At 72.8% G+C, this 25,988-nt stretch carries 28 protein-coding genes and 7 pseudogenes; 24 read left to right on the top strand and 11 right to left on the bottom strand.

The features are described 5' to 3' along the window. Positions 1-318 precede the first annotated feature (318 nt). The 19 genes and pseudogenes from GGE06_RS38295 to GGE06_RS38210 form a co-directional block, all read left to right on the top strand. A pseudogene (locus GGE06_RS38295) lies at positions 319-777 on the top strand (SRPBCC family protein); the annotation flags it as partial. 560 nt (positions 778-1,337) lie between these two features. Next, positions 1,338-2,003, top strand: coding sequence for an HAD family hydrolase (locus tag GGE06_RS38290; protein ID WP_116164790.1), 666 nt, complete (start codon positions 1,338-1,340; stop codon positions 2,001-2,003). Positions 2,004-2,080: 77 nt separating this feature from the next. Then, the gene (locus tag GGE06_RS38285; protein ID WP_220378565.1) at positions 2,081-2,644 is read left to right on the top strand and encodes a DUF6328 family protein; all 564 of its coding nucleotides are present in this window, start codon (positions 2,081-2,083) and stop codon (positions 2,642-2,644) included. Beyond that, positions 2,641-2,892: a hypothetical protein gene (locus GGE06_RS38280; RefSeq protein WP_116164792.1), complete on the top strand. Its 252-nt coding sequence runs from the start codon at positions 2,641-2,643 to the stop codon at positions 2,890-2,892. Before GGE06_RS38285 ends, GGE06_RS38280 begins: the two co-directional genes overlap by 4 nt. Continuing rightward, on the top strand, positions 2,889-3,701 hold the full coding sequence (locus tag GGE06_RS38275; RefSeq protein ID WP_184932973.1) for a metallophosphoesterase family protein: 813 nt from the start codon (positions 2,889-2,891) through the stop codon (positions 3,699-3,701). Before GGE06_RS38280 ends, GGE06_RS38275 begins: the two co-directional genes overlap by 4 nt. 71 nt (positions 3,702-3,772) lie before the next feature. Next, positions 3,773-4,258 carry a flavin reductase family protein gene (locus GGE06_RS38270; protein WP_184932972.1) on the top strand — a complete coding sequence of 162 codons (486 nt, stop codon included), beginning with the start codon at positions 3,773-3,775 and terminating at the stop codon, positions 4,256-4,258. 120 nt (positions 4,259-4,378) lie between these two features. Further along, a pseudogene (locus tag GGE06_RS38265) lies at positions 4,379-5,557 on the top strand (thiamine pyrophosphate-binding protein); the annotation flags it as partial. Further along, positions 5,551-6,123, top strand: a pseudogene (locus GGE06_RS38260) (enolase C-terminal domain-like protein); the annotation flags it as partial. The pseudogenes GGE06_RS38265 and GGE06_RS38260, both read left to right, overlap by 7 nt. A 751-nt stretch (positions 6,124-6,874) precedes the next feature. Beyond that, a pseudogene (locus GGE06_RS44185) lies at positions 6,875-7,429 on the top strand (glycoside hydrolase family 15 protein); the annotation flags it as partial. Next, positions 7,387-7,923: a glycoside hydrolase family 15 protein gene (locus tag GGE06_RS44180; protein ID WP_376773640.1), complete on the top strand. Its 537-nt coding sequence runs from the start codon at positions 7,387-7,389 to the stop codon at positions 7,921-7,923. The pseudogene GGE06_RS44185 and the gene GGE06_RS44180, both read left to right, overlap by 43 nt. 67 nt (positions 7,924-7,990) lie before the next feature. Next, a complete protein-coding gene (locus tag GGE06_RS38250; protein ID WP_116164798.1) occupies positions 7,991-8,947 on the top strand; it encodes a TIGR03557 family F420-dependent LLM class oxidoreductase in 957 nt (318 codons plus the stop codon). A gap of 83 nt (positions 8,948-9,030) precedes the next feature. After that, a complete protein-coding gene (locus tag GGE06_RS38245; RefSeq protein ID WP_246533004.1) occupies positions 9,031-10,074 on the top strand; it encodes an SDR family oxidoreductase in 1,044 nt (347 codons plus the stop codon). 417 nt (positions 10,075-10,491) lie between these two features. After that, complete coding sequence (locus GGE06_RS38240) at positions 10,492-10,914, top strand: hypothetical protein (RefSeq protein ID WP_184932971.1); 423 nt, start codon at positions 10,492-10,494, stop codon at positions 10,912-10,914. A 29-nt stretch (positions 10,915-10,943) separates the two neighbouring features. Continuing rightward, on the top strand, positions 10,944-11,228 hold the full coding sequence (locus tag GGE06_RS43170; RefSeq protein WP_312883454.1) for a monovalent cation/H+ antiporter complex subunit F: 285 nt from the start codon (positions 10,944-10,946) through the stop codon (positions 11,226-11,228). 45 nt (positions 11,229-11,273) lie between these two features. Beyond that, positions 11,274-11,579: a monovalent cation/H(+) antiporter subunit G gene (locus GGE06_RS43165; RefSeq protein WP_184932969.1), complete on the top strand. Its 306-nt coding sequence runs from the start codon at positions 11,274-11,276 to the stop codon at positions 11,577-11,579. Continuing rightward, positions 11,576-11,884 (top strand): Na(+)/H(+) antiporter subunit B, encoded by a 309-nt coding sequence (locus GGE06_RS43160; protein ID WP_116164801.1) that lies wholly within the window; start codon positions 11,576-11,578, stop codon positions 11,882-11,884. The genes GGE06_RS43165 and GGE06_RS43160 overlap by 4 nt, the downstream gene beginning before the upstream one ends. Then, the gene (locus GGE06_RS38220; protein WP_184932968.1) at positions 11,881-12,633 is read left to right on the top strand and encodes an MnhB domain-containing protein; all 753 of its coding nucleotides are present in this window, start codon (positions 11,881-11,883) and stop codon (positions 12,631-12,633) included. The genes GGE06_RS43160 and GGE06_RS38220 overlap by 4 nt, the downstream gene beginning before the upstream one ends. Then, positions 12,633-13,079: a hypothetical protein gene (locus tag GGE06_RS38215; RefSeq protein WP_116164805.1), complete on the top strand. Its 447-nt coding sequence runs from the start codon at positions 12,633-12,635 to the stop codon at positions 13,077-13,079. Before GGE06_RS38220 ends, GGE06_RS38215 begins: the two co-directional genes overlap by 1 nt. Before the next feature lie 382 nt (positions 13,080-13,461). After that, a complete protein-coding gene (locus tag GGE06_RS38210; RefSeq protein ID WP_116164807.1) occupies positions 13,462-14,565 on the top strand; it encodes a glutamate--cysteine ligase 2 in 1,104 nt (367 codons plus the stop codon). A 186-nt stretch (positions 14,566-14,751) separates the two neighbouring features. Here the strand turns inward: GGE06_RS38210 and GGE06_RS38205 are convergent, their stop codons facing one another. The 3 genes from GGE06_RS38205 to GGE06_RS38195 form a co-directional block, all read right to left on the bottom strand. After that, the gene (locus GGE06_RS38205; RefSeq protein WP_116164809.1) at positions 14,752-14,940 is read right to left on the bottom strand and encodes a hypothetical protein; all 189 of its coding nucleotides are present in this window, start codon (positions 14,938-14,940) and stop codon (positions 14,752-14,754) included. A gap of 330 nt (positions 14,941-15,270) precedes the next feature. Continuing rightward, positions 15,271-15,618 (bottom strand): STAS domain-containing protein, encoded by a 348-nt coding sequence (locus GGE06_RS38200; protein ID WP_281402411.1) that lies wholly within the window; start codon positions 15,616-15,618, stop codon positions 15,271-15,273. A gap of 115 nt (positions 15,619-15,733) precedes the next feature. Further along, positions 15,734-16,063 (bottom strand): MarR family transcriptional regulator, encoded by a 330-nt coding sequence (locus tag GGE06_RS38195; protein WP_116164815.1) that lies wholly within the window; start codon positions 16,061-16,063, stop codon positions 15,734-15,736. 126 nt (positions 16,064-16,189) lie between these two features. On the opposite strand from GGE06_RS38195, the gene GGE06_RS38190 reads away from it, so the two are divergent. Then, on the top strand, positions 16,190-16,564 hold the full coding sequence (locus tag GGE06_RS38190) for an STAS domain-containing protein (protein WP_184932967.1): 375 nt from the start codon (positions 16,190-16,192) through the stop codon (positions 16,562-16,564). A gap of 71 nt (positions 16,565-16,635) precedes the next feature. Here the strand turns inward: GGE06_RS38190 and GGE06_RS38185 are convergent, their stop codons facing one another. From GGE06_RS38185 to GGE06_RS43590, 3 genes and pseudogenes are all read right to left on the bottom strand, one after another. After that, on the bottom strand, positions 16,636-17,307 hold the full coding sequence (locus GGE06_RS38185) for a nucleotidyltransferase family protein (RefSeq protein ID WP_116164819.1): 672 nt from the start codon (positions 17,305-17,307) through the stop codon (positions 16,636-16,638). 55 nt (positions 17,308-17,362) lie between these two features. Beyond that, a pseudogene (locus tag GGE06_RS43155) lies at positions 17,363-17,689 on the bottom strand (iron-containing redox enzyme family protein); the annotation flags it as partial. A 232-nt stretch (positions 17,690-17,921) separates the two neighbouring features. Then, a pseudogene (locus GGE06_RS43590) lies at positions 17,922-18,164 on the bottom strand (CDGSH iron-sulfur domain-containing protein); the annotation flags it as partial. 286 nt (positions 18,165-18,450) lie between these two features. Between GGE06_RS43590 and GGE06_RS38175 the strand changes: the two are divergent. Continuing rightward, positions 18,451-18,684: a hypothetical protein gene (locus tag GGE06_RS38175; protein ID WP_147321166.1), complete on the top strand. Its 234-nt coding sequence runs from the start codon at positions 18,451-18,453 to the stop codon at positions 18,682-18,684. Between the two features lie 267 nt (positions 18,685-18,951). On the opposite strand, the gene GGE06_RS38170 is transcribed toward GGE06_RS38175, so the two are convergent. Then, positions 18,952-20,412 (bottom strand): catalase, encoded by a 1,461-nt coding sequence (locus tag GGE06_RS38170; protein WP_184932966.1) that lies wholly within the window; start codon positions 20,410-20,412, stop codon positions 18,952-18,954. Positions 20,413-20,681: 269 nt separating this feature from the next. On the opposite strand from GGE06_RS38170, the gene GGE06_RS38165 reads away from it, so the two are divergent. Then, positions 20,682-21,122, top strand: coding sequence for a VOC family protein (locus tag GGE06_RS38165; protein ID WP_116164825.1), 441 nt, complete (start codon positions 20,682-20,684; stop codon positions 21,120-21,122). 39 nt (positions 21,123-21,161) lie between these two features. On the opposite strand, the gene GGE06_RS38160 is transcribed toward GGE06_RS38165, so the two are convergent. From GGE06_RS38160 to GGE06_RS38150, 3 genes are all read right to left on the bottom strand, one after another. Beyond that, a complete protein-coding gene (locus GGE06_RS38160; RefSeq protein ID WP_184932965.1) occupies positions 21,162-22,211 on the bottom strand; it encodes a mechanosensitive ion channel family protein in 1,050 nt (349 codons plus the stop codon). A gap of 160 nt (positions 22,212-22,371) precedes the next feature. After that, on the bottom strand, positions 22,372-23,598 hold the full coding sequence (locus GGE06_RS38155) for a PP2C family protein-serine/threonine phosphatase (protein ID WP_312883452.1): 1,227 nt from the start codon (positions 23,596-23,598) through the stop codon (positions 22,372-22,374). Between the two features lie 361 nt (positions 23,599-23,959). Continuing rightward, positions 23,960-24,109, bottom strand: coding sequence for a hypothetical protein (locus GGE06_RS38150; RefSeq protein ID WP_181924802.1), 150 nt, complete (start codon positions 24,107-24,109; stop codon positions 23,960-23,962). 456 nt (positions 24,110-24,565) lie between these two features. On the opposite strand from GGE06_RS38150, the gene GGE06_RS38145 reads away from it, so the two are divergent. Then, positions 24,566-24,940 (top strand): PRC-barrel domain-containing protein, encoded by a 375-nt coding sequence (locus tag GGE06_RS38145; RefSeq protein ID WP_116164831.1) that lies wholly within the window; start codon positions 24,566-24,568, stop codon positions 24,938-24,940. Between the two features lie 192 nt (positions 24,941-25,132). Here GGE06_RS38145 and GGE06_RS38140 read toward each other — a convergent pair whose 3' ends face one another. Further along, a complete protein-coding gene (locus GGE06_RS38140; protein ID WP_116164833.1) occupies positions 25,133-25,417 on the bottom strand; it encodes a cupin domain-containing protein in 285 nt (94 codons plus the stop codon). 227 nt (positions 25,418-25,644) lie between these two features. Here GGE06_RS38140 and GGE06_RS43145 point away from each other — a divergent pair. Beyond that, positions 25,645-25,808: pseudogene (locus GGE06_RS43145) on the top strand (isochorismatase family protein); the annotation flags it as partial. Positions 25,809-25,988 lie beyond the last annotated feature (180 nt).

Here is a 25,988-nt window from a genome sequence, read left to right as displayed (position 1 = left end):
CGGATGACGGCCGGGGCGCGGTTGACCGGGGCTCGTGTGGCCTGGTCGACCAGGATGAATTCCTCCTCGACTCCCATGGTCAGGATCTCCATCGCGGGCTCCTCCTTGCGTCGGCCGCGCGTCTACCCGCCCCCGGCCCCGCCATGCCGGGATCGGACCGACACAGGTCGGCCACGGTCCGATCTCCCGACCACGACCGCGGGCGGTGCCGTCGACGGGAAGCCGCATACGGCGATCCGGCGTGGGCAGTCGCGGGTGAGGGCCGGCCGGAGAGAGCCGGTTCCCGCAGCGCCCCGACGAGGTGGAGGAGGTCTGACCATGAGCAAGGTGGAGCAGACGATCGACGTGGACGTTCCCCTGCGGAACGCCTACGACCAGTGGACGCAGTTCGAGGAGTTCCCGAGGTTCATGGAGGGCGTCGAGGACGTCCGGCAGATCGACGACCGGCACTGCCACTGGCGGACGAAGGTGGCCGGGGTCCGGCAGGAGTTCGACACCGAGATCGTCGACCAGCTTCCGGACCAGCGCATCGCGTGGCGTACGACGGGGGGCGACGTACGGCAGAAGGGTGTCGTCAGCTTCCAGCCCCTGGACGAGGGACACACCCGGGTGCGGCTCGCGATGGACGTGGAGCCCGACGGCATGGCGCAGAAGGCCGCCGACATGACGGGGATGCTCGACCGGCGGGTCAAGGGCGATCTCAAGCGCTTCAAGGGCTTCATCGAGGAGCGTGCGGACGCGACCGGCGGCTGGCGCGGCCGGATCCGCCCCGAGGACGCCGACGCGGGGTCGGGCGCGCCCATGGGGAGCCCCGACAAGGGGCCCGACACGATGAGGGAGGCGCCCGGACCGGTGGAGACGCCGGGACCGAGGGGACCGGCCCGGGGGACCCAGTCGTGGTCCCTGCCGCCCGACGACCCGGACATGCGCTGACCGTTTTCTCCTCGTCGGCCGGGGCGGGCGCTCGGCGCGGGTACGCCTCGCCACGCTGGACGAAGCGGTCGAGATCATCCGCGCCTTGTTCACGGGCACGCCGGCCTGCTGATCACCGGCGAGCTTCGCCGCGTCCCCCGCCCACACCCGGCCGGGGGACGTGGCGACGGCCATCCCCTGCGGGGACGACGTGGACGCCGTGGGGGAGGTGGTCCGCCGCTTCGCCGACGCCGGTTTCACCGACCTCGCCCCCGTCCGGGGCGGAGGCGACCACCAGACGCCGTTCCTCCGCCGGGCGCCGACGACCCCCCTCCGTCGTGGCCATCGGCGACTCCGTGCGCCGTTCCCCCGCCGGGCGGAGACGACCCTGCGCCCTGCCCTCCGAGACCTCTAGGAGCCCGGACATGGACCGCGCCGCACTCTTCGACATCGACGGAACGCTCGTCGACACCAACCACCTGCACGTCGTCGCCTGGTGGGAGGCCTTCCGGCAGGGTGGCCACCAGGTGCCGACCCACGCCGTGCACCGTGCCCTGGGCCTGCCGGGGGAGCAGCTCATCGACCAGTTGCTCGGCCCGTCCCGCGACCGGTCGGAGGACGCCCGCCTCAGCGCCGCGCACGACACGCTCTACGGCACCTTCTTCCCGCGACTACAGGCCTTCGACAGGGCCGGTGAGCTGCTGCGGACACTCGCGGACGACGACTGGAAGATCGTCCTGGTCACCTCGGCCAAGGACCGTGAGCTGACCGCTCTGCTCCGGGCCCTGGACGCCGACGACGCCCTCACGGACACCGCCACCGCGGACGACGTGGAGGAGGGCAAGCCGGCCCCCGACCCGCTCCGACACGCCCTGTCCCTCGTCGGTGTGCCCGAGGACCGGGCCGTGTTCGTCGGCGACAGCGTCTGGGACATGAAGGCCGCACACCGCGCCCACATGGCGTCCGCCGGGCTGCTGTCCGGCGGCATCCCGCGTGCCGACCTCACCGAGGCGGGAGCGGCGGCCGTGTTCGACGACCCGGCCGATCTCCTCGCCCGTCTGCACACCAGCCCGTTCACGCGTCCGGCCTGAGCGGACGTTTGCGGAGGCGGCCTTCGGGCACCGCACCCCGCAGAACGGGACGGACATGCCGAGCCGAGGAGGACGTCATGACCGCGACGAGACGCCTGACGGAGGCCGAGTGGCGCATCGTGGAGGAGGAGGCGGCCCGCCGGCCGCTCGCGCCCCGGCCGACGGAAGGCGCCCGGGAGCGGGTCAACAGACGCTGGCAGGAGGTCCTCCAGGAGACGCGGGTCGCCCAGACCGGCGTGCAGATCCTGTTCGGCTTCCTGCTGAGCCTCGCCTTCACCGTCCGCTTCCACGAGCTCGGTGGCTTCGACCGCGGACTGTACGTCGTCACCGTCGTCCTCGCCGCCTCCTCGACGGCCGCCCTGATCGCCCCGGTCTCGCTGCACCGCTGCCTCTGCGGGCTGCGGCTGAAGGAGGAGGTCGTCCTGGCCGCCGGACGGCTCATGGTCTGCGGCATGGTCCTGCTCGCCCTGACCGTCGGCTGCACGCTCCTGCTCCTCCTGGACGTGGTCCTCGGCGGTGCCCTGGCCGCCGGGATCGTCGTCGGCGCCGTGATGCTGTGGTTCGCCCTCTGCTGGTACGCCACCCCTTACCGCCTGCGGCGCAGGGCGCTGTCCCGGGCCCGGGACGCAGGCCCACGATGAACGGCGGCGAGAGCGAGTACCGGATCGCCCGCTTCAGGGACCGGCTCGCCCGCGAGGACGTGGCCGAACTCGGGGTGCGCGTCGAGGTCCGCGGCGAGGCGATCCTCCTCACCGGCACCCTCCCCACGGCCGGCCGCCGCGACGAGATCCTCCGCCTTGCCGGCGCGGAGCTGGCGGGCATCCCGGTCCGCGCGGACCTCCTGGTGGCCTGCGCCGATCCGCCCGACCGGCCCGAGGACCTGTCGTGACCTCCGCCGCCTCCCCTGCCTTCTCCGGCAAGTGGGACGGGTCCGTCGTCCGGGTCGCGGCCGTCGGCGACATCCACCTGAGCCCGGACTGCCGGGGCTTGCTGCGCCCGTCGTTCGAGACGCTGCCGCTCTGCGCGGACCTGCTCCTCCTCGCCGGTGACCTCACCCGGCACGGCACGGTCCCCGAGGCACAGGTGGTCGCGGAGGAGGTGCGCGACCTCGGCGTCCCCGTGGTCGCCGTGCTCGGCAACCACGACTACCACTCCGGGCAGGAGGCCGACGTCACCGGCGTCCTCACCGAAGCCGGGGTCACGGTCCTGGAGGGGGACCACGTGATCCTGCCGGTGGCCGGCGGCACGGTCGGGGTCGCCGGGGCGAAGGGCTTCTGCGGGGGCTTCGCGGGCCGCAGCGCGGGGGAGTTCGGCGAGCGCGAGATGAAGGAGTTCGTCCGCGCCGCCCACCGTGCCGCCGAGGGACTCCACCGGGCGCTGACCGAGGTGTCCGCCGACGGCTGCGCGGCGAGGATCGCCCTCACCCACTTCGCGCCCGTGCCCGACACGCTCGCCGGCGAACCGGTCGAGCTCTACCCCTTCCTGGGCAGCTACCTCCTTGCCGAGGCCATCGACGAGGCGGGCGCCGACCTCGCGGTCCACGGCCACGCCCACCTCGGGACCGAGCACGGCATGACGGCGGGCGGGGTCCGCGTCCGCAACGTCGCCCAGCCCGTCATCGGCAGGGCCTTCGCCCTCTACCACCTCCCGCTCGCCGCGCGGACGCCCGATGCGGGGCAGACGTCGGACCGGACGTAGGAGACCACCGTGGCGGTCCTCGAATCCGGTGCCGTTCCGCGGCGGCCCGTCCCGTACCGGAGGTGTCGACCATGACCGGCCTCGACGGCTTCACCGACGTACTCGACTACCCGATGTTCGTGGTCACGGCGGCGGCCGACGGCGAGCGGGGCGGCTGCCTCGTGGGCTTCGCGTCGCAGTGCTCGATCGACCCGCCGCGCTTCATGGCGTGGCTGTCCACCGCCAACCGCACGTACCGCGTCGCGCGCCGTGCCTCCCACCTCGCCGTCCACGCCCTCGGCCGCGAACAGAAGCCGGTCGCCGAGCTGTTCGGAGGTCGGACCGGGGACGACACCGACAAGTTCGACCGAGTGGCCTGGCGGCCGGGGGACGGCGGGGCGCCGGTCCTGGAAGACTGCTGTGCCTGGTTCGTGGGGCGGGTCGAAGGCCGCGTCGACGGCGGTGACCACGTCGGTTTCCTGCTCGCACCCGTCACGCACAGCCCGCCCGGCCCGGTCCGCCCGCCACTGCTCCGGTTCGGCGACGTGGTGGACCTCTCACCCGGACACCCGGCCTGACACCCTCGCGGATCGTGCCCCGCCGCGGGACGGGCGTTTCAGCCGGGTGCCAGCGGTTAGCCGCGCAACGAGGTCGCCGAGCCCCGAGACGCCAGGACCGCGCAGGGAAGGAGACGTGTGATGAAGGTTTCCGACTACGTGCTGGAGCGGCTGCGGGACTGGGAGGTGGAGTACGTCTTCGCCTATCCCGGTGACGGCGTCAACGGATTGCTGGCGGCATGGGGGCGCGCGGAGGACCGGCCGCGCTTCGTCCAGGCGCGCCACGAGGAGATGGCGGCGTTCGAGGCGGTCGGGTACGCGAAGTTCTCCGGACGGACCGGGGTGTGTGCGGCGACGTCGGGGCCGGGGGCGATCCACCTGCTGAACGGCCTGTACGACGCGAAGCTCGACCACGTGCCCCTGGTGGCGATCGTCGGTCAGACCGACCGCAGCGCGATGGGAGGCTCCTCCCAGCAGGAGGTCGATCTGGCCGCCCTGTACAAGGACGTGGCCTCGGAGTTCTGCGAGGTGGTCACCGTACCCGCGCAGCTGCCGAACGTGCTGGACCGGGCCATGCGCACGGCCGCCACCCGGCGCACGGTCACCGCGGTGATCATCCCTGCCGACGTGCAGGAACTGGACTACGAACCCCCGGCGCACGCCTTCAAGCAGGTCCCCTCGAGCCTGGGCACTCCCCGCTACACCCCGGTCCCGGCCGAGGAGGACCTGGAGAAGGCGGCCGAGATCCTCAACGCCGGCGAGAAGGTGGCCATGCTCATCGGACAGGGCGCGCGGAGCGCCCGCCCCGAGGTCGAACGGGCGGCCGAGCTGCTCGGCGCGGGCGTGGCGAAGGCGCTGCTCGGCAAGGACGCGCTGCCCGACACGCTCCCGTACGTCACGGGGTCGATCGGTCTCCTCGGAACCCGTCCCTCCTACGAGATGATGCGGGACTGCGACACGCTGCTCGTGGTCGGCTCCAGCTTCCCCTACACCCAGTTCCTTCCCGAGTTCGACCAGGCCAGGGCGGTGCAGATCGACGTCGACCCGTTCATGGTGGGCCTGCGTTACCCGTTCGAGGTGAACCTGGTCGGTGACGCCGGCGAGACGCTTCGCCGGTTGCTCCCGCTGCTCGAACCCAAGGCGGACGGCACGTGGCGCAAGACGATCGAGGACAACGCCGCACGTTGGTGGGACGTGATGGAACGCCGTGCCGAGGTGTCCGCGGACCCGGTCAACCCCGAGCACGTCGTCCACGCCCTGGACGCGCTGCTGCCCGAGAACGCGATCATCGCCGCGGACTCCGGCTCGGCGGCGAACTGGTAGGCACGGAGCGGGCCCGGGCGCTGCTCGGCGCCGAACCCGAGCTGTACGTGGACGCGAATGGGGCCTACACCCGCAAGCAGGCGGTCCGGATCGGGCGGGCGCTGGACGACGCGGACGTGAGCTGGTTCGAGGAGCCCGTCTCCTCCGACGACCTCGTCGGCCTCACCCAGCTCCGCCACACGGTCACGGCCGACGTCGCCGCAGGCGAGTACGGCTACGACCTGCCCTACTTCGCCCGCATGATTCCGGCGGTCGACTGCATGCAGGCCGACGTCACCCGCTGCGGCGGCATCACCGTGTGGCTGCGCGCTGCCGCCCTCGCCGAGGCCCACGGCCTGCAGCTCTCCGGCCACTGCGCCCCGCACGTCCACGCGCACGCCGCCGCCGTGCCGAACCTGCGCCACCTGGAGTGGTTCCACGACCACGTCCGCATCGAGAACCTGCTCTTCGACGGGACCCTCGACCCGTCCGGCGGCACCCTCCGGCCGGGCCTGAGCGGAGAGCCGGGCCTGGGCCTGACGATTCGCCCCGATGTCGCGGACCGGCACCGTGCCGGCGGATAGCCGGCCTCGTGCCCGTGCGGCGCATCCGCACGGGGCCACCCCGGAACGGAGCCGCCGATGACACCGCCCGCCGCCGGCCGACCCGATCCGCACGCCCTGCGGGACTACGCCCTGCTCGCGGACGGGGAGCGCGGCGCCCTGGTCGGGCCACGCGGCGACATCGTGTGGATGTGCGCCCGCCTGGGACGACGACGCCGTCTTCGCCGCGCTCATCGGCGGCGACGGCTGGTACGGCGTCACCCCCGAGGGCCCGTTCGTGTGGGGCGGCTACTACGAGCAGGGCAGCCTGATAAGGCGCAGCCGCTGGATCACCACGGGCGGCGTCGTCGAGTGCCGCGAAGCCCTGGTCCATCCCGGTGACCCCCATCGCGCGGTCGTGCTGCGCCGGATCCTGGCCGTCGACGGCGAAACCCGCCTGCGAGTGACGCTGAACCTGGCGGCCCGCTTCGGAAGGTCACGGCTGCGTGACGTGCGCCGCGACGGACAGGGACGCTGGACCGGCCGCGCGGGAGACCTCCGGGTGCGCTTCAGCGGCGCACCGGACGCCCGCCACGACGACGGACTGCACACCACCGTCACGCTGGAGGCGGGGCAGCACCACGACCTCGTCCTGGAGGTCTCCGACGCACCGCTGCCGGCGCCGGAGACCTCGGAGGTGCTGTGGCGGGCCACCGAGGCGTCGTGGGCCGGGTGCGTGCCCGACCTGACCGGCACGCTGAGCGGGCGCGACGCCCGGCACGCGTACGCGGTCATGGCCGGCCTGGCCTCCCCGGCGGACGGCACGGTCGCGGCGGCCACCGCCAGCCTGCCCGAACGGGCCGAGCAAGGCCGCAACTACGACTACCGGTACGTGTGGATCCGGGACCAGTCCTTCGTCGGCCAGGCCGTCGCCGCGACCGGCGGGCAGCGGCTGCTGGACGACTCGGTGCGCTTCGTGGCCGCCCGCCTCCTGGAGCACGGCCCCGGACTCGCCCCCGCCTACACCACCACCGGCCGGGCGGTGCCCGACCGACGCACCCTGGACCTGCCGGGCTACCCCGGCGGCTTCGACGTCGTCGGAAACCACGTCAACCGCCAGTTCCAGCTCGACGTGTTCGGGGAGGCGCTGCTCCTCCTGGCCGCGGGCGCCCGCCACGACCGTCTGGACGCGGACGGCCGACGCGCGGCGCTCACCGCGGCCGACGCGATCGCCGCCCGGCGCCGGGATCCGGACGCCGGGATCTGGGAGCTCCACGACGACCACTGGGCGCACAGCCGTCTGGTGTGCGCGGCCGGACTCCGGGCGATCGCCGCCGTGGCACCCCGGGCGGACGGAGGACGCGCCGCCGGCTGGGAGGCGCTCGCGGACACGATCGTCTCCGACGCCTCCGCCACGTGCCTGCACCCACGGGGCGGTGGCAGCGTTCCCCCACGGACGGAGGAGTCGACGCGGCCCTGCTCCTGCCCGCCCTCCGCGGCGCCCTCACGGCCGACGCCCCCCGTACCGTCGCCACCCTGCGCGCGGTGCGCGCCGACCTCGGCCGCGACCACTACGTCTACCGGTTCCGTCACGACCAGCGGCCGCTGGAGGACGCCGAAGGCGCGTTCCTGCTGTGCGGTTTCGCCCTGGCGATGGCCGAGCACAGCCGGCACGACGACGTCGAGGCGGTGCGCTGGTTCGAGCGGAACCGCGCCGCCTGCGGTCCGCCGGGCCTGTACGCGGAGGAGTTCGACGTCGCCCAGCGCCGGCTGCGCGGCAACCTTCCGCAGGCCTTCGTCCACGCGCTGATGCTCGAGGCGGCCGCCCGGCTCGCGAGGTGATTCCCGTCGGCGGGCGGGGGTAGCCGCACCGACGAGCAGAGGGGGACGACGAGAGGAGCGGACCGCGATGACGGAGTACGGCTACTTCCTGTCGTGTGAGGAGTTCACCCCGGACGAGCTGATCGACCAGGCTCGCCGGGCCCGGCAGGCCGGGTTCACGAGACTGGCGATCTCCGACCACTTCCACCCCTGGAACGACGCCCAGGGCAACAGCGCGTTCGTGTGGTCGATGATCGGCGCTCTGTCGCGGACGGTGGACCTGCCCGTCACCACGCTGGTGACCTGTCCGACGGTGCGCCTCCACCCCGCGGTCACCGCGCAGGCCGCCGCCACGTCCAGCGTCCTCCTCGGCGAGCGCTTCGCCCTGGGCGTGGGGACCGGAGAGGCGCTGAACGAGCACGTCCACGGCGATGCGTGGCCGTCCTTCGACCAGCGGGCCGAGATGCTCGAGGAGGCCGTCGAGGTGATGCGCAAGCTGTTCACCGGCGATCTCGTCAGCCATCGCGGCCGGTACTACACCGTCGACAACGCCCGCCTCTACACCGCCCCCGAAGGCCCTCTGCCGGTCTACGTGTCCGCGTTCGGCCCGAAGGCCGCAGAGCTGGCAGGCCGGATCGGCGACGGCTTCGTCACCATGACGCCCGACTCCGACCTGGTGGGCGCCTTCCGGGAGGGCGGCGGTGCGGGCGGGAAGGTGGTGGGCGGGGTGAAGGTGTGCTGGAGCGGCGACCGGGACAAAGCCGTCCACCTGGTCCACCGGCTGTGGCCGACCGAGCTGCTGCCGGGAGAGCTCGCCCAGCTCCTCCCCACGCCGGCCCATTTTGAGCAGGCGAGCGAGCTCGTCACGCTGGAGGCGGTCGCCGACACGGTGACCTGCGGCGACGACGTCGACGAGCACGTGGAGACCGTGCGTGCCTACGCGCAGGCCGGATTCGACGAGGTCTACGTCGGCCAGATCGGTCCCGACCAGGAGGCCTTCTTCGACTCCTACCAGGAGCTCGTCCTGCCCGCCCTGCGGCGCTGAGTCCGCTTCCCCTCCCGCACGGCCACGGCCGTTTGCGACACGAGACAGCGGAAAGCAGGACGGATATGGACGACATGGAAACCATGCCGCGAACCGTCGTGATCAGCGGAGCCAGCGGCGGCATCGGGCGCGCCTGCGCGGTGACGTTCGCCGCCCGCGGCGACCGGCTGGCACTGATCGCCCGGGGGCGGGCCGGTCTCGACGGCGCGCAGCGCGACGCCGAGCGGGCGGGCGCCGCCGAGGTGATCACCATCCAGGCGGACATCGCCGATGCGCGGGCCGTGGAGCGGGCAGCCGATCGGGTGGAGGAGGAGCTCGGTCCGATCGACGTGTGGGTCAACGACGCGTTCGCCTCGGTCTTCGCCCCCTTCACCGAGATCAGCGCGGAGGAGTTCCTCCGCGTCACCGAGGTCAGCTACCTCGGTTACGTCTACGCCACCCGGGCCGCCCTCCGGCGGATGCTGCCGCGCGACGCGGGCGTGATCGTGCAGGTCGGGTCGTCGATCGCCTACCGCGGGATACCGCTGCAGACCGCATACAGCGGCGCCAAGCACGCCATCCAGGGCTGGCACGAGGCCCTGCGCTGCGAACTGCTGGCCTCCGGCACCCGAGTGCGCACCACGATGGTCCAGATGCCCGCGGTGAACACCCCGCAGTTCGACTGGGTCCGCTCGCGCCTCTCGGAAGGGGCGCAGCCGGTACCGCCGATCTACCAGCCCGAGGTCGCCGCCCGCGCCGTGCTGTACGCGGCCGACCACCCCCGGCGCCGCGAGTACTGGGTCGGTGGCAGCACCGTGGCCACCCTGCTGGCGAACGCCGTCGTGCCCGGCCTGCTGGACCGCTACCTTGCCCGGACCGGGTTCGACGCCCAGCAGGACGGGCGGCGGCGCTCTCCCGGGGAACCGGACAACCTGTTCGCCCCGGCCGACGCGGACGAGGACTTCGGCGCGCACGGCCGCTTCGACGACCGGGCTCGCCGACGCAGCCGCCAGCAGCAGGCCACGCACGCTCTCGGCGCCCTCGTCGGACGGGTGGCAGCGGTCCTGTCCGCCTCCCGCGGCGGCTGCGCGTCGCGGAGGCGGGGGACACGAGCCGCGCGACCGTACTTCAGGAAGGCGAGACCATGACCCGAGGACCGACTCTCGAACCGCAGTGGTGGTACCGCCCCGGGGAACGGGTCCCTTTGACCGCGGGCACCGTGCCCGTGCCGCCCGACCCCGACACCGTGCCGGTGCCCCCGCCCGGAAGGCCCGCGCCCGTGCCGCCCGGGCCCGCGCCCGTGCCGCCCGGGCCCGCGCCCGTGCCGCCCGGGCCCGCGCCCGTGCCGCCCGGGCCCGAGCCGGTGCCGCCCGGGCCGCCGGATCCAGGAGCGCCCGAGCCCGAGCCCCCGAATCCCGGGCCGTCCCCCGGGGAGCCCGGTTCGCCGGAGCCACCCGACTGACAGTCCGCGGCGCCGCTGGGCCGCACGGGTGACCCTCGACGCGCCACCCGTACCGGCGCGCGCAACAGCGGGGACCATGCTCACGGGTGACGGAGGGCCGGGAATGCGCGGTGTGCTGGAGATCGTGGTGTGGTGGGCCGTGCTGACCGCGACGACCGTGGTGCTCCTCAGCACCGTGTCGTCGGTCGAGCTGCTGGTGGCCGTACTCGCCGCGCTGGGAGCGGCGTTCGCGGCCCGCAGGATGCGCCTGGCCGCCGGAGGCCGGGCGAAGGGAAGCCGTGGCGGGGCGCGCGCGCTCGCCGCCCTGCCCGGCTCGGTCGTGCGCGGTCTGGGAGTGCTGGTGGCCGTCATGGTCACGGAACCGGCCGGCGGGAAGGTGCGGCGCGTACGCCTGCGGTCCGGCACGGGGGCGGGATGGGCCGGAACGCTGCTCGCCGCGTCGCCGGACACCTGCGTGATCGACGCACCCCGGGACGACGAGGTCCTCGTGCACGCCCTGAGCCCCCCGGGGGCGGGAGTGGTCTAACGGGCCGTCACCCAAGCGGACGGCACGACGTGAACGCCTGGGCGGTGGCGGCCCTGGTCCTCCTGGCCGTCCCGGCGCCCGCCTGCCTGTGGGTGGCCTCCCGTGGCACCCCGGTGCACCGGCTGGTCGGGGCGTCGCTGCTCTCCAGCGTGGCAGGCGCGGTGTTCCTCGTCCTGCCGCAGGCGTACGGCCGGTCCTCCTACCAGGACCTCGCGCTGGTGCTCGGTGTGCTCGCCCCCGCCGGCACCCTCGTCTTCACCCGCTTCGTCTCCGGCCGCCCCCACGGGACACGCGCATCCGCCACCGACACCTGACCCGACCGCTCCGCACGGCAGCCGGCGTGCGGGAAGGAGACCGGATTGACACCCCCTCACGTGGTCGTCCTCGTCCTGCTGTGGGCCGGAGTGGCCGCCGTGCTCCTGTCCGCCGTCGCGGTGCTGCGACTGCGCGGCACGCTGACGCGGCTGCACGCCCTGGCGCCCGCGTCCTGCCTGGGGATGCCCCTGATCGCCGTGGCGGTGGCCGTCGACCAGGGCGCGGGCCGGGCGGCGGCCAAGACGCTGTTCATCGGCCTGCTGTTCGCGGTCGGCGGCACGGTCACCACCATCGCCGTCGGCCGCGCCGCCGGACGGGCGGGGGAGGCCGGGGAAGGGGGCGGGTCGTGAACGAGTGGCTCGTCGGCGTCGCCCTCGCCTTCGTCGTCCTCACCGCGACCGTCGCGGTCCTCACCCGGGATCCGACGCGCCAGGCCGTCGTCCTCTCCGTCCTCGGTCTGGGACTGGCGATGCTGTTCGCCGTCCTGCAGGCACCCGATGTGGCGATGTCCCAGCTGGCCGTGGGCACCGCACTCACCCCGCTGATGATCCTGCTGACCGTCCGCAAGATCACCCGTGAGCCCGCCCGAGATCCCGCGCGCGAGAACCGCGACCACGGCGAGCACGACGGCACCGGTGAGGAGGAGCGCGGGTGACGGCCCGCGCCCGGCTGGTCCTGTTCCTGGTCGCCGCCGTTGTGGTCGCCGCCTTTTTCACGGACGCCTGCGCGCATCTGCCCACCTTCGGGACACCGGACCACCCCTACGGCGACCGGGCGGTGGCGGCCGCACTGGCCCACCGCACCGCGAACGTCGTCTCCTCGGTCAACTTCGACATCCGCGCCTTCGACACGCTCGGCGAGGAGTCCATCCTCTTCGGCACCGTCCTCGGAGCGACCCTGCTGCTCTGCCGGGCCCACGACGAACGCCGGCGCCGGGCGCGCGCGGAGAGCGTCATGCCCACCACCCGGCTGTTCGGCACGGTACTGCTGCCCGTCGCGCTCGTCGTCGGCGTGTACATCGTCGCGCACGGCCAGCTGAGCCCCGGCGGCGGATTCCAAGGCGGCGTCATCCTCGCCACCGCCCTGCACCTGGCCTACGTCGCCGCCGACTACCGCGCCCTGAAGAGGCTCCGCCCGCTGACCGCACTGGACGTGGCGGACTCGCTGGCCGCCGCCTCCTACAGCCTCATCGGCCTGGCGGGCCTGGTCGCCGGAGGCGCGTTCCTGGAGAACGTGCTGCCGCTCGGCACCTTCAACACCCTCACGTCCGGCGGCACGGTACCGGTGCTGAACGCCGCGGTCGGCGTCGAGGTCGCCTGCGGACTGATCGCCCTGCTCGCCCACTTCCTCAGCCAGGCCGTCGAACTCACCGAGTCCGACCGTCACGAGAACGGAGACGCCTGATGGGCACGTGGCCCTACCTGGCCGCCGGATGGGTCCTGCTGATCGCCCTGTACGCCCTGGTCACCAGCCGCAACCTCATCCACGCCATCGGCTGCCTTCCGGCCGTTGCCGCCGCCCTCGCCCACGGAGCGGAGGTCTTCACCGACCCCGCCCGCTACGCCGACGCGGTCCTCACCGGGCCGGGCACGCCACCGGAGGCCGAGGCGACGCCGACGACCTGGTGGACGGCCCCGGGAGTGCTCCTCGGCCTGCTGTCCGCCCTCCTCGCGACAGCCCTGGCGACCGCGGCGGTCCTCCACCGCGGCCCCGCCCTGTCCACGGACCATCCCGTCGTCCGTACGGTCCGGGCGCTGCGCCGCCTGCACTCCGGCCACCTCGGCGACTACCTCGCCTGGCTCACCGTCGGCCTCGCCGCCCTGTGCCTCGCCCTCGTCACCCAGACCTGACCCGCCGTGAGGACCCGCGGACACCGGGCCCTTCGGGACCCGGCGGCCGTGTCCGCACGTCCCCGTATGACATGCTCCCCGGCGGACAGCAGCGCAGCGCAGCCTGTGGGCCGCGACGGCCGCGCCCACGGCTCGGGCCAGATCCGCGGGTGGCCCTCGGCGAAGTCCGCCCCCTCGACCTCCTCGGCCACCTCGTCGCCGGGACGGACGGCAGGGCGCGGGCCGTCGACCTCGTCCCGCACCCCGCTGCTGCTCCACACCGACGGGTCGGCGCCGTGGCGGGCGGGAGCATCAACCTGGCTCTCCCGGGCATACGCATGACCTGCGGATTTCCGAGGGAGTCGGCAGGGTGGAACGTGCCCGGAGTCGTACAGGAGCATCGATGCGCACCGTAGGGGTCGAAGAGGAACTGCTGCTCGTCAGCGCCACGACGGGCGAGCCGCTCGCGGTGTCGTCCGCCGTGCTCGCCGCAGCGGCGGCAGGGGGCGGCGAGGAGTCGGACGGCGTCTTCGAGAAGGAGCTGCATCAGGAGCAGGTGGAGTTCGCCACCCGGCCCCTGAGCGACATAGGTGAACTGCGCGCGGAGATCGTCCGGTGGCGCGCCGAGGCGGCACGCCACGCGAAGGTGGCCGGTGCCCGCGTCGCGGCCCTGGCGACCTCGCCGCTGCCGGTGGAACCGTCGCGCAACCTCGGCCGCCGGTACCGCTGGATGGCGGAGCAGTTCGCCCTCACCACGCAGGAGCAGCTGACCTGCGGGTGCCACGTCCACGTCGCCGTGGAGTCCGACGAGGAGGGGGTCGCCGTCCTGGACCGGATCCGACCCTGGCTCCCCCTCCTGAGTGCGATCAGCGGCAACTCGCCGTTCTGGGACGGCCAGGACAGCGGCTACAGCAGCTACCGCAGCCGGGTCTGGAATCGCCTGCCCTCCGCCGGGCCGTACGAGCCCTTCGGCAGCGCCGAGGGGTACCACGAGTGCGTGCGCGACATGCTGGCGACCGGGGTACTGCGCGACAAGGGCATGATCTACTTCGACGCCCGGCTCTCCCACAACTACCCGACCGTGGAGATCCGCGTCGCCGACGTGTGCCTGGAGCCGGACACCACCGTGCTGGTGGCGACCCTGGCCCGGGGCCTCGTCGAGACCGCCGCGCGTGCCTGGCGCGCCGGGGAGCCGCTCGCCCGGATCCCGGTGGGACTGTTGCGGCTAGCGTCCTGGCGTGCCGCGCGCTCCGGACTCCAGGGACCGCTCCTCCACCCCCGCACGATGAGTGAGACGCCGGCCGAGGTCGCCCTCGACGCCCTGCTGGAGCACACGGACGAGGCGCTCGGCGCCACTGGCGACCGGGCCGGGGCCCATCGGGCCGTGGCTGACCTGAAGGAGCGGGGCGGCGGTGCCCGGCGTCAGCGGGACCTGCGCGACAGCGGCTGCGATCTCGCGGAGGTCGTACGGGAGTGTGCCCGGATCACCGTCGGCGACGACGGGTGACGCGACCGTCTGCGGCACGCCGGGGCCCCTGTCGGGCGTGGACGGAGGCGGCCCGGGGCGCGGTCGGCACAGGAACGGTCTCATCGAGCTCCTAGTGGATCGTGTGCATGAAGCGGCGGACCATGGGCATGCGCCGGACGAACGTCGCCGTCCGGCCTCCCCCCTCCGGATGGCGGCGTTCCCGGCTCACTGAGCCTGGATGCCGCCATCCCACGGTCGGTCGGGCCGGGTGTCCGGCCCGATGCCTTCGCGGAGGCCTTCGAGGAAGGCCGTGACCGCCTCCGAGCCCGCGTAGTGGTCGTTGAGGATGCAGATACGGAGCAGGCGATCCGGATCCGGGGAGGGGGACCGGGAACGGCCGCGGTCGGAAGACACGTCACCAACTCCCGTTGAAACGACGGCCCGACCGAAAGGACGGACCGTGAACGAAGTAGGGGCGCGGCGCGCGCTGAGGCAGCGGACCACCAGAACTGCCCGGCATGACGCGGCCCGTCGTTCGGCGCCTTCCCCGACCGGGAGCGGAAGAACGGCAAGACTGCTGTTCCGGTCGAAACCTGGTGTGCCGACGCGCGGCGCTGCGGGCCGCCGTCGCGTCAGGCCTCGAACCCGCGGACCCTGCCTCCGCGTCACTTACCCTCCGCAGGAACTCGATCACGTCCCTGTGGCTGTGGGCGAGGTGGTCTGCCGGACGGGTCGGTGGGCGGCTCAGTCCGTCACGACGGGGACGTAGGTGAAGAGATCGTCGGACCCGGTGAATTCCAGCAGCCTGATCATCTGGTGGCTCGGCGCCGCCAGGACGAGGTGGACGCCCCGCTTCAGTGCCTCCAGTCTGACCGACAGGAGCACGTTGAGACCCGAGGAGTCGCAGAAGGAGGAGTTCTGCAGGTCGACGACGATGTCCGAACCGGCGGGAGCCCCGTCCAGGGCCGTCGCAAGCGATGCGTGCAGCTCTTCCGCGTGTTCGTAGTCCATTTCGCCGCTCACGCGGACCACGCTCCGGCCACGGTCTGTGCGTGCGGTCGGGGAGCCCGAGTGGGTGGCACCGGTGGCCATGACGCACCTCCTGTGTGCTGTCTGGCCTCTGCCCTGTGCGGCCCGCTCCATGCCTTGCCGGTCCCGTCGCGCCGACGGGGTGGCCCGTGCGCCGGGCGGAGGGGCCGGCCTTGGACTAGCCGTCACCGGCTTCGGCCGCGCCGTGCGGGTCGGCGAGGAGCGCGAGGAAGCCGGCGATCTGGTGGCCGGCCTCGGCGGGGTGACGGAAGCAGGAGCCCTGGACGATGCCGTAGTGGTTACGGCGACCGTCGTCCGCGCGGCTGCGCGTGAGATAGCCCGCCTCTTCGAGGTCGGTGATGATCGCCTGTACCGTGCGCTCGGTGATGCCGCAGATCGACGCGATGTCGCGGAGGCGTAGACCAGGATCGCGAGAGATCGTCAACAGGACTCGGGCGTGGCTGGTGAGGAAAGTCCACTCCGGGGGAGAGTCTCCGGTCTTCCTCATAGGGACATGGTGCACCTGGGCGTGGGCCCCGGCAATCGTGCGAAACGGATTTCGTGTAATCATTGACGTGTAATCCCTTTTACCTGACAATTCATACCAAAGAGTGCCGTCCTTCCGGGAGGCGTGATGACTCACTTCTCCGATGCTCCTCGCCCCGCCTCCCGCCCGGAGAACGAGGGTGACGGAGAGATCAGCATCTCCGTGAGAGCGACCCCGGGCGGCACGGCCGCCACCATCCGCGGCGAGCTCGACCTCGACAGCGCCACCTACGTGAGAACGACCCTCCTGCAGGCTCTGGAGGAGTGCGTCGCGGGCGGTGTGGTGACGCTTGACCTCTCCCAGGTGACGTTCTGTGACTCCACCGGTCTGAACGCCCTGCTCCGCGCCCGCCGCTGGGCCCTGGAGGAACACCGCGCCCTGATCATCAACTCGACAAGCCCCCAGATGGCCCGCCTTCTGGACATGACCGGGGCCGCCCCGTTCTTCGCGGAGAAGATCTGACAGCTCCCGGCACCAGGCCGAGAACAGACGCCCGCTGCGCGGCTCGATGCCGCGCAGCGGGCGTCGTCGCGTCAGGAGCCGTGCCGTCGGGGCAGGACGTCCAGCAGTTCGAGGAGATACAGGAAGGCCTCGCCCATGGGGGCTCCGACGACGGCTTCGCGCACCTGCTCCCACTCGATCCGCTCGCGCAGCCCCCGTGCCATCGGCAACAGGGGACCGAAGTCGCAGTGGTGCTCGGAGAGTGCGAGGAGACGGCAGGTCATGAGGTCGGTCGGGGCGAGCACCGGCATGTGCACGGAGTCCACCGGCAGCGTCTGAGCGCGGGCGAGCAGTTCGGCCGTGACCGGCCGCCCGGCCAGGGAGAAGATCAGGTCGATCTCCTCTCCGCCCGCCCGGGCCTTCACGAGCCAGTCCTCGGGCGGCTCGACGATCTGCACACCGTGCTCCCGCAGGGACTCCGTGACGACGTCGGCGTCCTCGCGCAGGAGCGCGAAGTCCGTGTCGTGCTGGAGCCGGACGGGGATCCCGTGCGCGTACGCGGCGACACTGCCGACCAGGGCGAACGGGCGTCCCGACGCCTTCAGGACGGCCCCGACCTCCTTCGTGGTCTCCAGGATCGCCTGCGTGTGGTCGGGCGGGAGAGCGGGGGACCTCGCATCGGACACACGAGCCGACGAGGCGTACGGGGAGGGCCCCGTCCCGCCCGTCGCCAGGTGGGCGAAGGCGCCGTCTGTGAGGTTCATGTCCTGCTCCTCTCCTCGCGGTGGGACGCCATGGTCCCCGTGAGGGGACCGGCCCCTACCCACTTCCCGGCGCCCCATCCGCCCCGTCGTCGCCGGGCGGCGTAGGCGCACGTCCCTCATCGGCGGGCCGGCCCTCCCCATTCGTTGCGAAGAGTGGCGGCAGGGGTGTGCGCAGGGCACTCTCGTCACGGGTCCAGGCGTTCACCACGTGGCTGCCGATCCGGTCCTCCAGGAGGCAGGTCGCGGCGATGCGGGAGGCGGCGGGCGGCGAGGCCGTCTCCACCACGGCGAAGTGCCCCACGAGCGCCCCGCGCAGCCTCCTGTGCAGGCCGAACAGCGACATCAGGTTCGAGACGGCCAGGAGCTCCGCACCGGCGGCGTCCGTGCAGCCCCGTCTCGCCGTACGGGGAGCAGCGCGCGACCTCCCCTGCCCGGGGCAGCCGCGCGGGACCGCTGCCGAGGAGCCGGTCCCGTACGGCGCGGGAGAGTTCGCCGCGCGCCTCGGGTGTCTCGGGCTCCGTGGCGGGAGCCGTCAGGAACAGCGTCATGAGGTCTTCGCCTTCCCGGTCGCACGGCGGGAGCGGCGGCCGGTGTATGCGCGGGCGGTGGCTCGCGTCGCAGAACGGCGCCCGCAGGCTCCGCCGGCAGGTGCAGAGGGCCATCACGGGCCGCTCGCAGCGGATCACCGTCCCGTCCGGCATGACGATCTCCGCGGGCCCCTCGACGAGCAGCGGACCCTCCGGCAGCGGCCGGATGCGCGGCGGATCCGAACGGGCCCGTCGGGGCTCGGGCCCTCCCGCTCCGTCGTCCTCCGCGGGCCGCACCTGCGGGGTGTCCTCGTTCGGGGAAGCAGACATCACCCCCACCACCCATCGCGTCGACCGCGTCGGTACCGCGCGACTGCCCGTCCCCGGGCCCGAACCGCGCCCGGGGACGGGGACGGGCCACGGAGCGATGGATTCCGGCCGGCCGCAGCGGGCAGTCGCCAGAGCGAGACCACGACCGGACGGAGACGGAGTCCCTGGACCTGATGACGGAGGCGCGCGCCGAGCTGCGGCGGCGCTGGATCGGCGGGACGCCCCGGGCGGAGCCCGACTTCGGGGCCGCCGCCCACTGACCCGGCGGACCGACCGAGGAGGAACCATGGGTGTGGACAAGGAGACGACCGGGGCGGAGGCACCCCTGCGCTCCGTCGAGAAGCGCGACGGCGCCGCCGGCGGCCGACGCGGCGGGCTCCGTCCCACCGACAGCCCGGCCGGGCCCGGCGCCGAGGCGGGAGACAGCGACGAGGGCGGCTCCGCCCGGCCCGAGCCGGAGCGGCCCGGCCCGTACCCCGGTCCGCTGCCGAGCAGCCCCGACGAAGAGCCCCACGTCTGATCCCGGGGCGGAGACCCCGTCGTGCACGGACGTGGACTCCCCGGGTGTGACGGGGCTCGCCGGCCCGTGGCGCGGTGAGCACCCTCGTCGGCACCCGGTTCTTCTGGTGGTCCCAGAGGCTACTGCCCGGCGGCCACTGGTGGGCGCACTGTTCCACGACGCCGCCCTGAGCGCCCCGCTGCCGCACCGGTGACAGGGCGCCGGAGACCCGTCGGCGAGGGTCGTTCCTCGCCGGCGGGCTCCGGTTTCCGGGGCGAGGGCCGCCCTCTACGATTTCTGCCCGGCGCGGACCCCCTCGGTGATGCGCTTGCCGATGCCCGCGTCGATGTTGCTCCAGTACGCGAAGGCGCGTTCCAGGACCGGTTCGCTCACGCCGTCGAGGAGGTGGCCGACCACGTTGTCCACGAGCCGGTCCCGGGCCGCGTCGTCCATGACCTCGCGCACGAGGGTGCCGGGCTGCCCCCAGTCGTCGTCCTCGGGGTGCGTGACGTACGCCGTCCGGGTGATCTCGCCGTCGACGCTCCAGCTCGGCGGGCTGCCGTACCGTTCGGTGTCCGCTGCGGGCCCGCCCTTGGAGTTCGGCGCGTAGACCGGATCGGAGGTCTTCCGGTACGCCATCGCCCCGTCCTTCGAGTACGTGTGGACGTCGACGACCGGCGCGTTGACCGGAAGCTGCTGGTAGTTGGTGCCGATGCGGGCGCGGTGGGCGTCCGCGTACGAGAAGAGCCTGGCCAGGAGCATCCGGTCGGGGCTGGGCCCGATGCCGGGGACGAAGTTGTTCGGCTGGAAGGCGGCCTGCTCGATCTCGGCGTGGTTGTCGGTCGGGTTGCGGTCCAGTGTCATCCGGCCCACCGGGATGAGCGGGTAGTCGCCGTGCGGCCACACCTTCGTGAGGTCGAACGGGTTGAACCGGTACCCTGCCGCGTCCTCGTACGGCATGACCTGCACGTGCAGGGTCCACGACGGGAAGTCACCGTCCCGGATGTGCTCGAACAGGTCCCGTATGTGGAAGTCCGTGTCGACGCCGGCCATCCGGTCGGCCTCGTCCTGGGGGAGGAACTCGACGCCCTGGTCGGTCTTGAAGTGGTACTTCACCCAGAAGCGCTCCCCGGACGCGTTGATCCACATGTACGTGTGCGAGGTGTAGCCGTTCATGTGCCGCCAGGTCCGGGGGACGCCGCGGTCTCCCATCAGCCAGGTGACCTGGTGCGCGGACTCGGGCGAGAGGGTCCAGAAGTCCCACTGCATGTCGTGGTCGCGCAGGTTGCTGTCCGCACGGCGCTTCTGGGACCGGATGAAGTGCTGGAACTTCATCGGGTCCTTCACGAAGAACACCGGCGTGTTGTTGCCGACCATGTCGTAGTTGCCCTCGGACGTGTAGAACTTCACCGCGAAACCGCGCGGGTCCCGCCAGGTGTCCGGGCTGCCGCGCTCACCGGCCACGGTCGAGAACCGGGCGACCAGATCGGTACGGGCACCCGGCTGGAACAGCGCCGCTCGGGTGTAGCGGCTGACGTCGTGGGTGACCTCGAAGCGGCCGAACGCCCCGCTGCCCTTGGCGTGCGGCTGACGCTCCGGGATCCGCTCGCGGTTGAACTGCGCCATCTGCTCGATCAGGTAGGCGTCCTGGAGGAGGACAGGGCCGCCGGACCCCGCGGTGAGCGAGTGTTCGTCGCTCTCCACAGGGGCACCGGAATCGGTCGTCGTCGCGGGTCGACTCTCGGTCATTGCTCTGCCTTTCGTCGTGGCGCACGCCCACCCACCCTCATTCGGATCGACAAAAGCCGCTACCGGGGAGATCGCGCTGTGTCGCCGCTCCCTGCCCCCTCGTGTCGTGTCTGGCCGGGTTTCGGTTCGAGGGGTGAGGCACTCTGGGGCGGGGCCGGAAACGGGCTTCCGGAACTCGGTCCGGCGACGGACGTCGAGAAGGGGCCGCCGGCTCCGTCCCGGTGTACCGGTGGCCTGACAGGGCCGCGCAACGCAGGAGGAGAACCGTCATGACGCTTCAGCGGATGGACAACATCGGCATCGTCGTCGAGGACCTGGACGCCGCCGTGGCCTTCTTCACCGCACTGGGCATGGAGGTCGAAGGCAGGGCGCAGATCGAGGGCCTCTTCGCGGATCACGCCGTCGGACTCGACGGGGTCCGCAGCGACATGGCGATGATGCGGACCCCGGACGGTCACAGCAAACTGGAGCTCGCGCAGTACCACGCGCCCGCTGCGGTGCGCGACGGTTCGCCCAACCCACAGCCGAACACTCTCGGCCTCCACCGGGTCATGTTCGCCGTCGAGGACCTCGACGACACCGTCGCCCGCCTGCGCTCCCACGGAGCCGAACTGATCGGCGAGGTGGCGCAGTACAAGGACATCTACCGCCTCTGCTACCTCCGAGGCCCCTCGGGCATCATCCTCGCCCTGGCCGAACAGATCGGTTGAGACGCCGCGCACCGAGGGCCCGTCATCGCCGGACGCGCGTCAGGGCTGTGCGGCGTCGGTCGCCCGGGCGGTGACGATGCGGGGGAGCCCGGCCGGGTGCTCCCTGGTGAGCCAGCCGACGAGCTCCTCCCGTACGGCACAGCGGGTCGTCCACAGGTCGTCCGGGTCCTTGGCGGTCACGAGGGCGCGGACGGTGATGCCGGTCGGCGAGGTGTCGGTGACGGCGAGGTCCCAGCCCCGGCCGTCCCAGCCGGGGCAGCTGTCGAGGAACTTGCGCAGGTGGGTGCGCATCAGATCGACGGGCACGGAGTGGTCGCAGTGGACGAAGACCGTCCCCGTCGACTCGTTGCCGCCGCGCGACCAGTTCTCGAAGGGCCGGGAGGTGAAGTAGGAGACCGGCAGGGTGACGCGGCGCTCGTCCCACGTCCGGACGGTGAGGAAGGTGAGCGTCACCTCCTCCACGATGCCCCACTGCTCGTCGACGACCACCGTGTCGCCGATGCGGACCATGTCGCCGAAGGCGATCTGGAAACCCGCGAAGAGGTTGCCGAGCGTCGACTGCGCCGCCACGCCCGCCACGATGCCGATGATCCCGGCGGAGGCGAGCAGCGACGTGCCGAGCCCGCGGAACGTGGGGAACGTGACGAGTACGAAGGCGGCGGCGATCACGCCCACGCCCACCGACACCACCCGGGTGAGCAGCGTGACCTGCGTCCGCACGCGGCGCAGCCGGGCCGCGTCGCGCGTACGCCCCGCGTACCGCGCGTACGCGGACTCGACCAGGGCCGAGACGACGCGGATCGTCAGCCAGGCGCCGCCTCCGATCAGGCACAGCATGAGGATGTGGTCCAGTACCACGGTACGGTCCAGCAGCGGAGGCCACTCGGTCGCGCGGTAGGACCACCGGAACACGGCGCACAGCAGAACGGCGTAGAGCGGTGTACGACAGCGCCTCAGCAACCCCCAGAGGGGGGTGTCGGGGTGGCGTGCGTCCGCGTACCGTGCGAAGAGCTCCGCCGCCCTGCCGACGGCCAGTGCCACCAGCACCGAGCCGCCGAGGACGAGCGCCAGTCGAACAACGCTTTCCATGACTCCCCACTCGACGAAGGAAACGTGGTCCTCCTTCTCGCCTCACCGCCGGCGCGTTCGGCAAACCCACGGGAGCCCGAGGCGCTCGAGGACGTCCGGGAGCCGGGCCGGGGACGCGCCCCCTCGGCAGTTGCGGGAGATCGAGCCGAGAGCCGGCGGCTCACCGGCCCGGCGGATGCCACTCGGCGAGGAGGACCGTGGCGTCGTCGTGCGGACGTTGGTCCTGGTGCACGAGGATCTGCCGGATGAGGCGGCGCAGGGCTTCGGGGGCGGGAAGACCGGCCGTGAGGCAACGGACGACGGCGTCGGCCAGGCGCTGCTCGCCGAAGAGCTCGCCGGTGGAGGAGCGTGCCTCGGTGACGCCGTCGGTGAACAGCAGCAACCGGTCACCCGGCTGCAGCTGCGTGCTGTGGAGGGCCGGGGCCGGGATGTCGTACCCGGTCAGCCCGAGCGGTGGGTGGACCGCGCGGTCGAGCGCTCCGGTCACGACGTGGCCGTCACGGATCAGCAGCGGTGCGGGATGGCCGCAGTTGATCCAGTCGAACCGGCCGGTGGTGGTGTCGAGGTCGGCCAGGACACAGGTCAGCAACCGCTCCGGGATCCAGCGGTCCAGGGTGTGATCGATCTCTTCGGCGACGTCGACGAGCTGCCCGCCGGCGCGCCGGGTGGAACGGCAGGCGGCCAACGCCACGGCGCTGCAGCCGCCGGAGGCGAGGTCGTGGCCCATGGCGTCCAGCAGCGTCAGGTGCAGTACCTCTCCGGCCAGGCTGTGGTCGTACGCGTCTCCTCCCACCTCGTACGCGGGCTCCAGGAGGGCGGTGGAGGTCACCGCCGAGGTGCCGATGGTACGTGGTGGCACGAACGCCCACAGCAGCTCCGCCTGCAGGCTCATCGGCCGGGTGCGCATGGTGTCGGCGAGGAGGTCGTTGTACGGCTGCTTGGTCGCCAGGATCAGAGCGACCAACCCGGCGAGGGCCTCGCACCGGTGCAGCAGCGACGCGTCGAGGTCCGGCGCCGTCACCCGCAGCACCCCCAGCCGGCCGATGCCGTCCACGACCGGGATCCATCCCGTCCGTTCGGTGTCGTCGGCGTCCGGCAGGCTCACCTGAACGGTCTCGGTGCGGTAGGCGCGTCCGGCGAGTGAGTTGTCGATGGGCAGCGTCTCCAGGCCCACGGTCCCACCCTCGGCGATGCGGCTTCGCGTCTGCTCGGAGGTCAGGAGCGCGACGAGGTCGGACTGCTGCAGGTCGGCCACGTACACGCCGGCATCGGTCAGTCCCAGCCGCCGCCCCGCATCCTGTACGAGGTCGGAGATCTCACGGGGTCCGACGCGGTGGGACGCGGCCAGCACGTCGGCCAGGACCGATCCCAGAGTGTCGCTCTCCACCGGCACCCGCCCGCCTTTCGCCACCGGTCACCGGCCGACCCCGGTGACCGTCCCATCATGGGCGGAACAGGGCCGGCCACGGCGGCGCCGCGCGCGACGGGGGCGTCGGGTTCACGACCGGCCGTGACCACCTCCGGAGCCCGCCACGGCGGAGGCCGAAGCCGCTGACGAACGGCGGTGCGGGGCGGGGGAGCGTCGGCCCTGTGGTGACGGAGCTGATACGCGACCCCGGCCACCCCGACGAGGGGTTCGTGCACCGGCCGCCGGTTCACGGGTCCGGTCGTTCCTTCCGTGACCGCGCAGGCGCGCGCGGGGGCGTCGGTCGTAGTCGTACCGGCTCGCCAGGCCGGATGCGCGGCCGTCAGCGGTGGTTGCCGCGCAGCTTGCCGAGGAGGCGCTGGGCCTGGGTGCGCCTGCGGGGGTCGGCGGCGGCCCGACGGAGGGAGGCCGCCGCGTTGCGGCCCTGGGAGCTTCGGGCGAATCGCTTGATACGGGCCAGCAGCGCGGTCATGGGATTCTCCTCCGGTCGAGGGCGTATGTGCCACCGGGCGTGGTGCTCTGTCGCTCCGTGTTGCCCGTCGCGGCCGTTCCACACCCTCCGGATCCGACGGCCCGATCCGCGGGTGCCGCCCGGCGGTACGCGCGCGGGCCGGCGAAGGCCGGGACCCACCCGCTCCGGGGTGAGGCGGCATGTTCCCCGGGAACCCGGGTACGCGGAGGGTCCAACCCCTCGGGAAGGAGCGCCCATGCGTCTGGGGCCGTTCTTCATGACGATCGCCGTCGGATTCCTCGGAACGGCCGTCTGCACGAGCCGTGCTTCGTCACCGCCGCGTGGTGGTGCCGCCCGTGGAGGCGACGGTCACCCACGACCGGCGTGACCTGCTTTGAGGCGGCCCGCACGTTCGGTGCCGCGACGTACACGACGTGCACGACGTGCACGACGCACAGCGATGGAGGAGTGGCAGCGATGACCGAACATCTCTGGTCCTACAGCACGGAGTCCGGCCACCTGGCGGGCACCGACCTCACCGGGTGGCGGGTCGAGGCGGCCGACGGCCACATCGGCAAGGTGGACAAGCATTCGGACGAGGTGGACGACTCGTATCTGGTCGTGGACACGGGCGTCTGGATCTTCGGCAAGGAGGTGCTGATCCCGGCGAGCGCGGTGACCCGCGTCGACCTGGAGAGGCACGCGATCCTCCTCGGCCTGTCCAGGGAACAGGTGAAGGACGCACCCGAGTTCGTCTCCGAGAAGCACCTCGCCGACCTGCGGTACCGCGAGGAGCTCAGCCAGTACTACCGCCCCGATGGTCCCTTTCCGGGCGGCACGGGCGCCCTGTGACGGGCCGTGGTTCCGGAACGGGAGGGAACGGCCGCCCGCATGGGGGGCGGGTGGCGGAGCGCATGGGACCGCCCCCGCCGCGCCCGCAGCCCCCGACGCAGGCCGGCGGACCTGCGACCGCCCCGCACGGGAGTTCTCCGGTGCGGGGCGCTCGGCTGTCCGCGCGGTGCCGAGCCGTGGCCCGCGACGGTGCTACTTCGACTCGATCTCGACGAAGGCCAGCGGGGCGGTGCCGGCGTTGACGACCTCGTGCTCGCCGCCGGCCGGGCGGGCGTAGGACTCGCCCGCCCTGAGCTCGGAGACGGTGACGGTGCCGTCGGGGGCGATCACGTGGGTCCGCCCGTCGGTGACGGGGACGACGACGTAGTCGTACGCGTGGACGTGGCGGCCGGTGGACTGACCAGGTTCGAAGTCCCAGCGGGTGACGCGGACGCGGTCGTCCTCGTGCTGCTTCGTCGCGCGGGCCGTGGTGGACATGGTCGCTCTTCTCGTCGTCGGTTCCGGGAGCCGCGTCAGGCCCACAGCGCCCTGATCCGCAGGTTAGCCGCTCGCCTCGCTCGCCATGAGGGCCCCACCCCTGCACGTCCTCCCCAGCATGCTCACGAAGCCGGCATGACGCACGCGTGCGACCTTGAGAGGGACGGCCCCGTGGGCGTGGGGGAGCTGTGCGTTCCTCCGGTGCGTACGTCGAGAAGGCCCGTGCGGGGCAGGTCACCGAGCAGTGCGTGCTGCACTCGGCACCAGACGCCCGCATCCGGCACTATGACGTCGTCGTTCCCGTCGACGCGGTCGCCCGCATCGACCCCGACCTGGCGGAAGCGGCCCCCGCATGAGGGAGCGGAACGTGTCGGCGCTGCTGTGCACGAGCGACGCGATCACGTTCGGCGACGGAACGGCGGCTGACGGCGAGCGCGCACCCCGCTGTCGGCGTGACGGCACACAGCTCGGAAGACGTCGGTACGCGTGCGGGATCCACCGCGCTCATCCGTGCGGGGGAGGGGCCACGGGTCGGGAGCCCGGGACCGGAGCGCCCGTGCACCAGGGCTGT

The sequence above is a fragment of the Streptomyces nymphaeiformis genome, assembly GCF_014203895.1.
Taxonomy (GTDB): Bacteria; Actinomycetota; Actinomycetes; order Streptomycetales; family Streptomycetaceae; genus Streptomyces; species Streptomyces nymphaeiformis.
The sequence above is the reverse complement of the archived record's forward strand: the minus strand, read 5'-3'. Positions and strand labels throughout refer to the sequence as shown.

Bases quoted from the DNA above. Each gene is read 5' to 3' on its own strand.
- GGE06_RS38290 (WP_116164790.1), top strand. From the start codon at position 1,338: ATGGACCGCGCCGCACTCTTCGACATCGACGGAACGCTCGTCGACACC.
- GGE06_RS38285 (WP_220378565.1), top strand. From the start codon at position 2,081: ATGACCGCGACGAGACGCCTGACGGAGGCCGAGTGGCGCATCGTGGAG.
- GGE06_RS38280 (WP_116164792.1), top strand. From the start codon at position 2,641: ATGAACGGCGGCGAGAGCGAGTACCGGATCGCCCGCTTCAGGGACCGG.
- GGE06_RS38270 (WP_184932972.1), top strand. From the start codon at position 3,773: ATGACCGGCCTCGACGGCTTCACCGACGTACTCGACTACCCGATGTTC.
- GGE06_RS38250 (WP_116164798.1), top strand. From the start codon at position 7,991: ATGACGGAGTACGGCTACTTCCTGTCGTGTGAGGAGTTCACCCCGGAC.
- GGE06_RS38245 (WP_246533004.1), top strand. From the start codon at position 9,031: ATGCCGCGAACCGTCGTGATCAGCGGAGCCAGCGGCGGCATCGGGCGC.
- GGE06_RS38240 (WP_184932971.1), top strand. From the start codon at position 10,492: ATGCGCGGTGTGCTGGAGATCGTGGTGTGGTGGGCCGTGCTGACCGCG.
- GGE06_RS38215 (WP_116164805.1), top strand. From the start codon at position 12,633: ATGGGCACGTGGCCCTACCTGGCCGCCGGATGGGTCCTGCTGATCGCC.
- GGE06_RS38210 (WP_116164807.1), top strand. From the start codon at position 13,462: ATGCGCACCGTAGGGGTCGAAGAGGAACTGCTGCTCGTCAGCGCCACG.
- GGE06_RS38200 (WP_281402411.1), bottom strand. From the start codon at position 15,618: ATGGCCACCGGTGCCACCCACTCGGGCTCCCCGACCGCACGCACAGAC.
- GGE06_RS38195 (WP_116164815.1), bottom strand. From the start codon at position 16,063: ATGAGGAAGACCGGAGACTCTCCCCCGGAGTGGACTTTCCTCACCAGC.
- GGE06_RS38190 (WP_184932967.1), top strand. From the start codon at position 16,190: ATGACTCACTTCTCCGATGCTCCTCGCCCCGCCTCCCGCCCGGAGAAC.
- GGE06_RS38185 (WP_116164819.1), bottom strand. From the start codon at position 17,307: ATGAACCTCACAGACGGCGCCTTCGCCCACCTGGCGACGGGCGGGACG.
- GGE06_RS38175 (WP_147321166.1), top strand. From the start codon at position 18,451: ATGGGTGTGGACAAGGAGACGACCGGGGCGGAGGCACCCCTGCGCTCC.
- GGE06_RS38170 (WP_184932966.1), bottom strand. From the start codon at position 20,412: ATGACCGAGAGTCGACCCGCGACGACGACCGATTCCGGTGCCCCTGTG.
- GGE06_RS38165 (WP_116164825.1), top strand. From the start codon at position 20,682: ATGACGCTTCAGCGGATGGACAACATCGGCATCGTCGTCGAGGACCTG.
- GGE06_RS38160 (WP_184932965.1), bottom strand. From the start codon at position 22,211: ATGGAAAGCGTTGTTCGACTGGCGCTCGTCCTCGGCGGCTCGGTGCTG.
- GGE06_RS38150 (WP_181924802.1), bottom strand. From the start codon at position 24,109: ATGACCGCGCTGCTGGCCCGTATCAAGCGATTCGCCCGAAGCTCCCAG.
- GGE06_RS38145 (WP_116164831.1), top strand. From the start codon at position 24,566: ATGACCGAACATCTCTGGTCCTACAGCACGGAGTCCGGCCACCTGGCG.
- GGE06_RS38140 (WP_116164833.1), bottom strand. From the start codon at position 25,417: ATGTCCACCACGGCCCGCGCGACGAAGCAGCACGAGGACGACCGCGTC.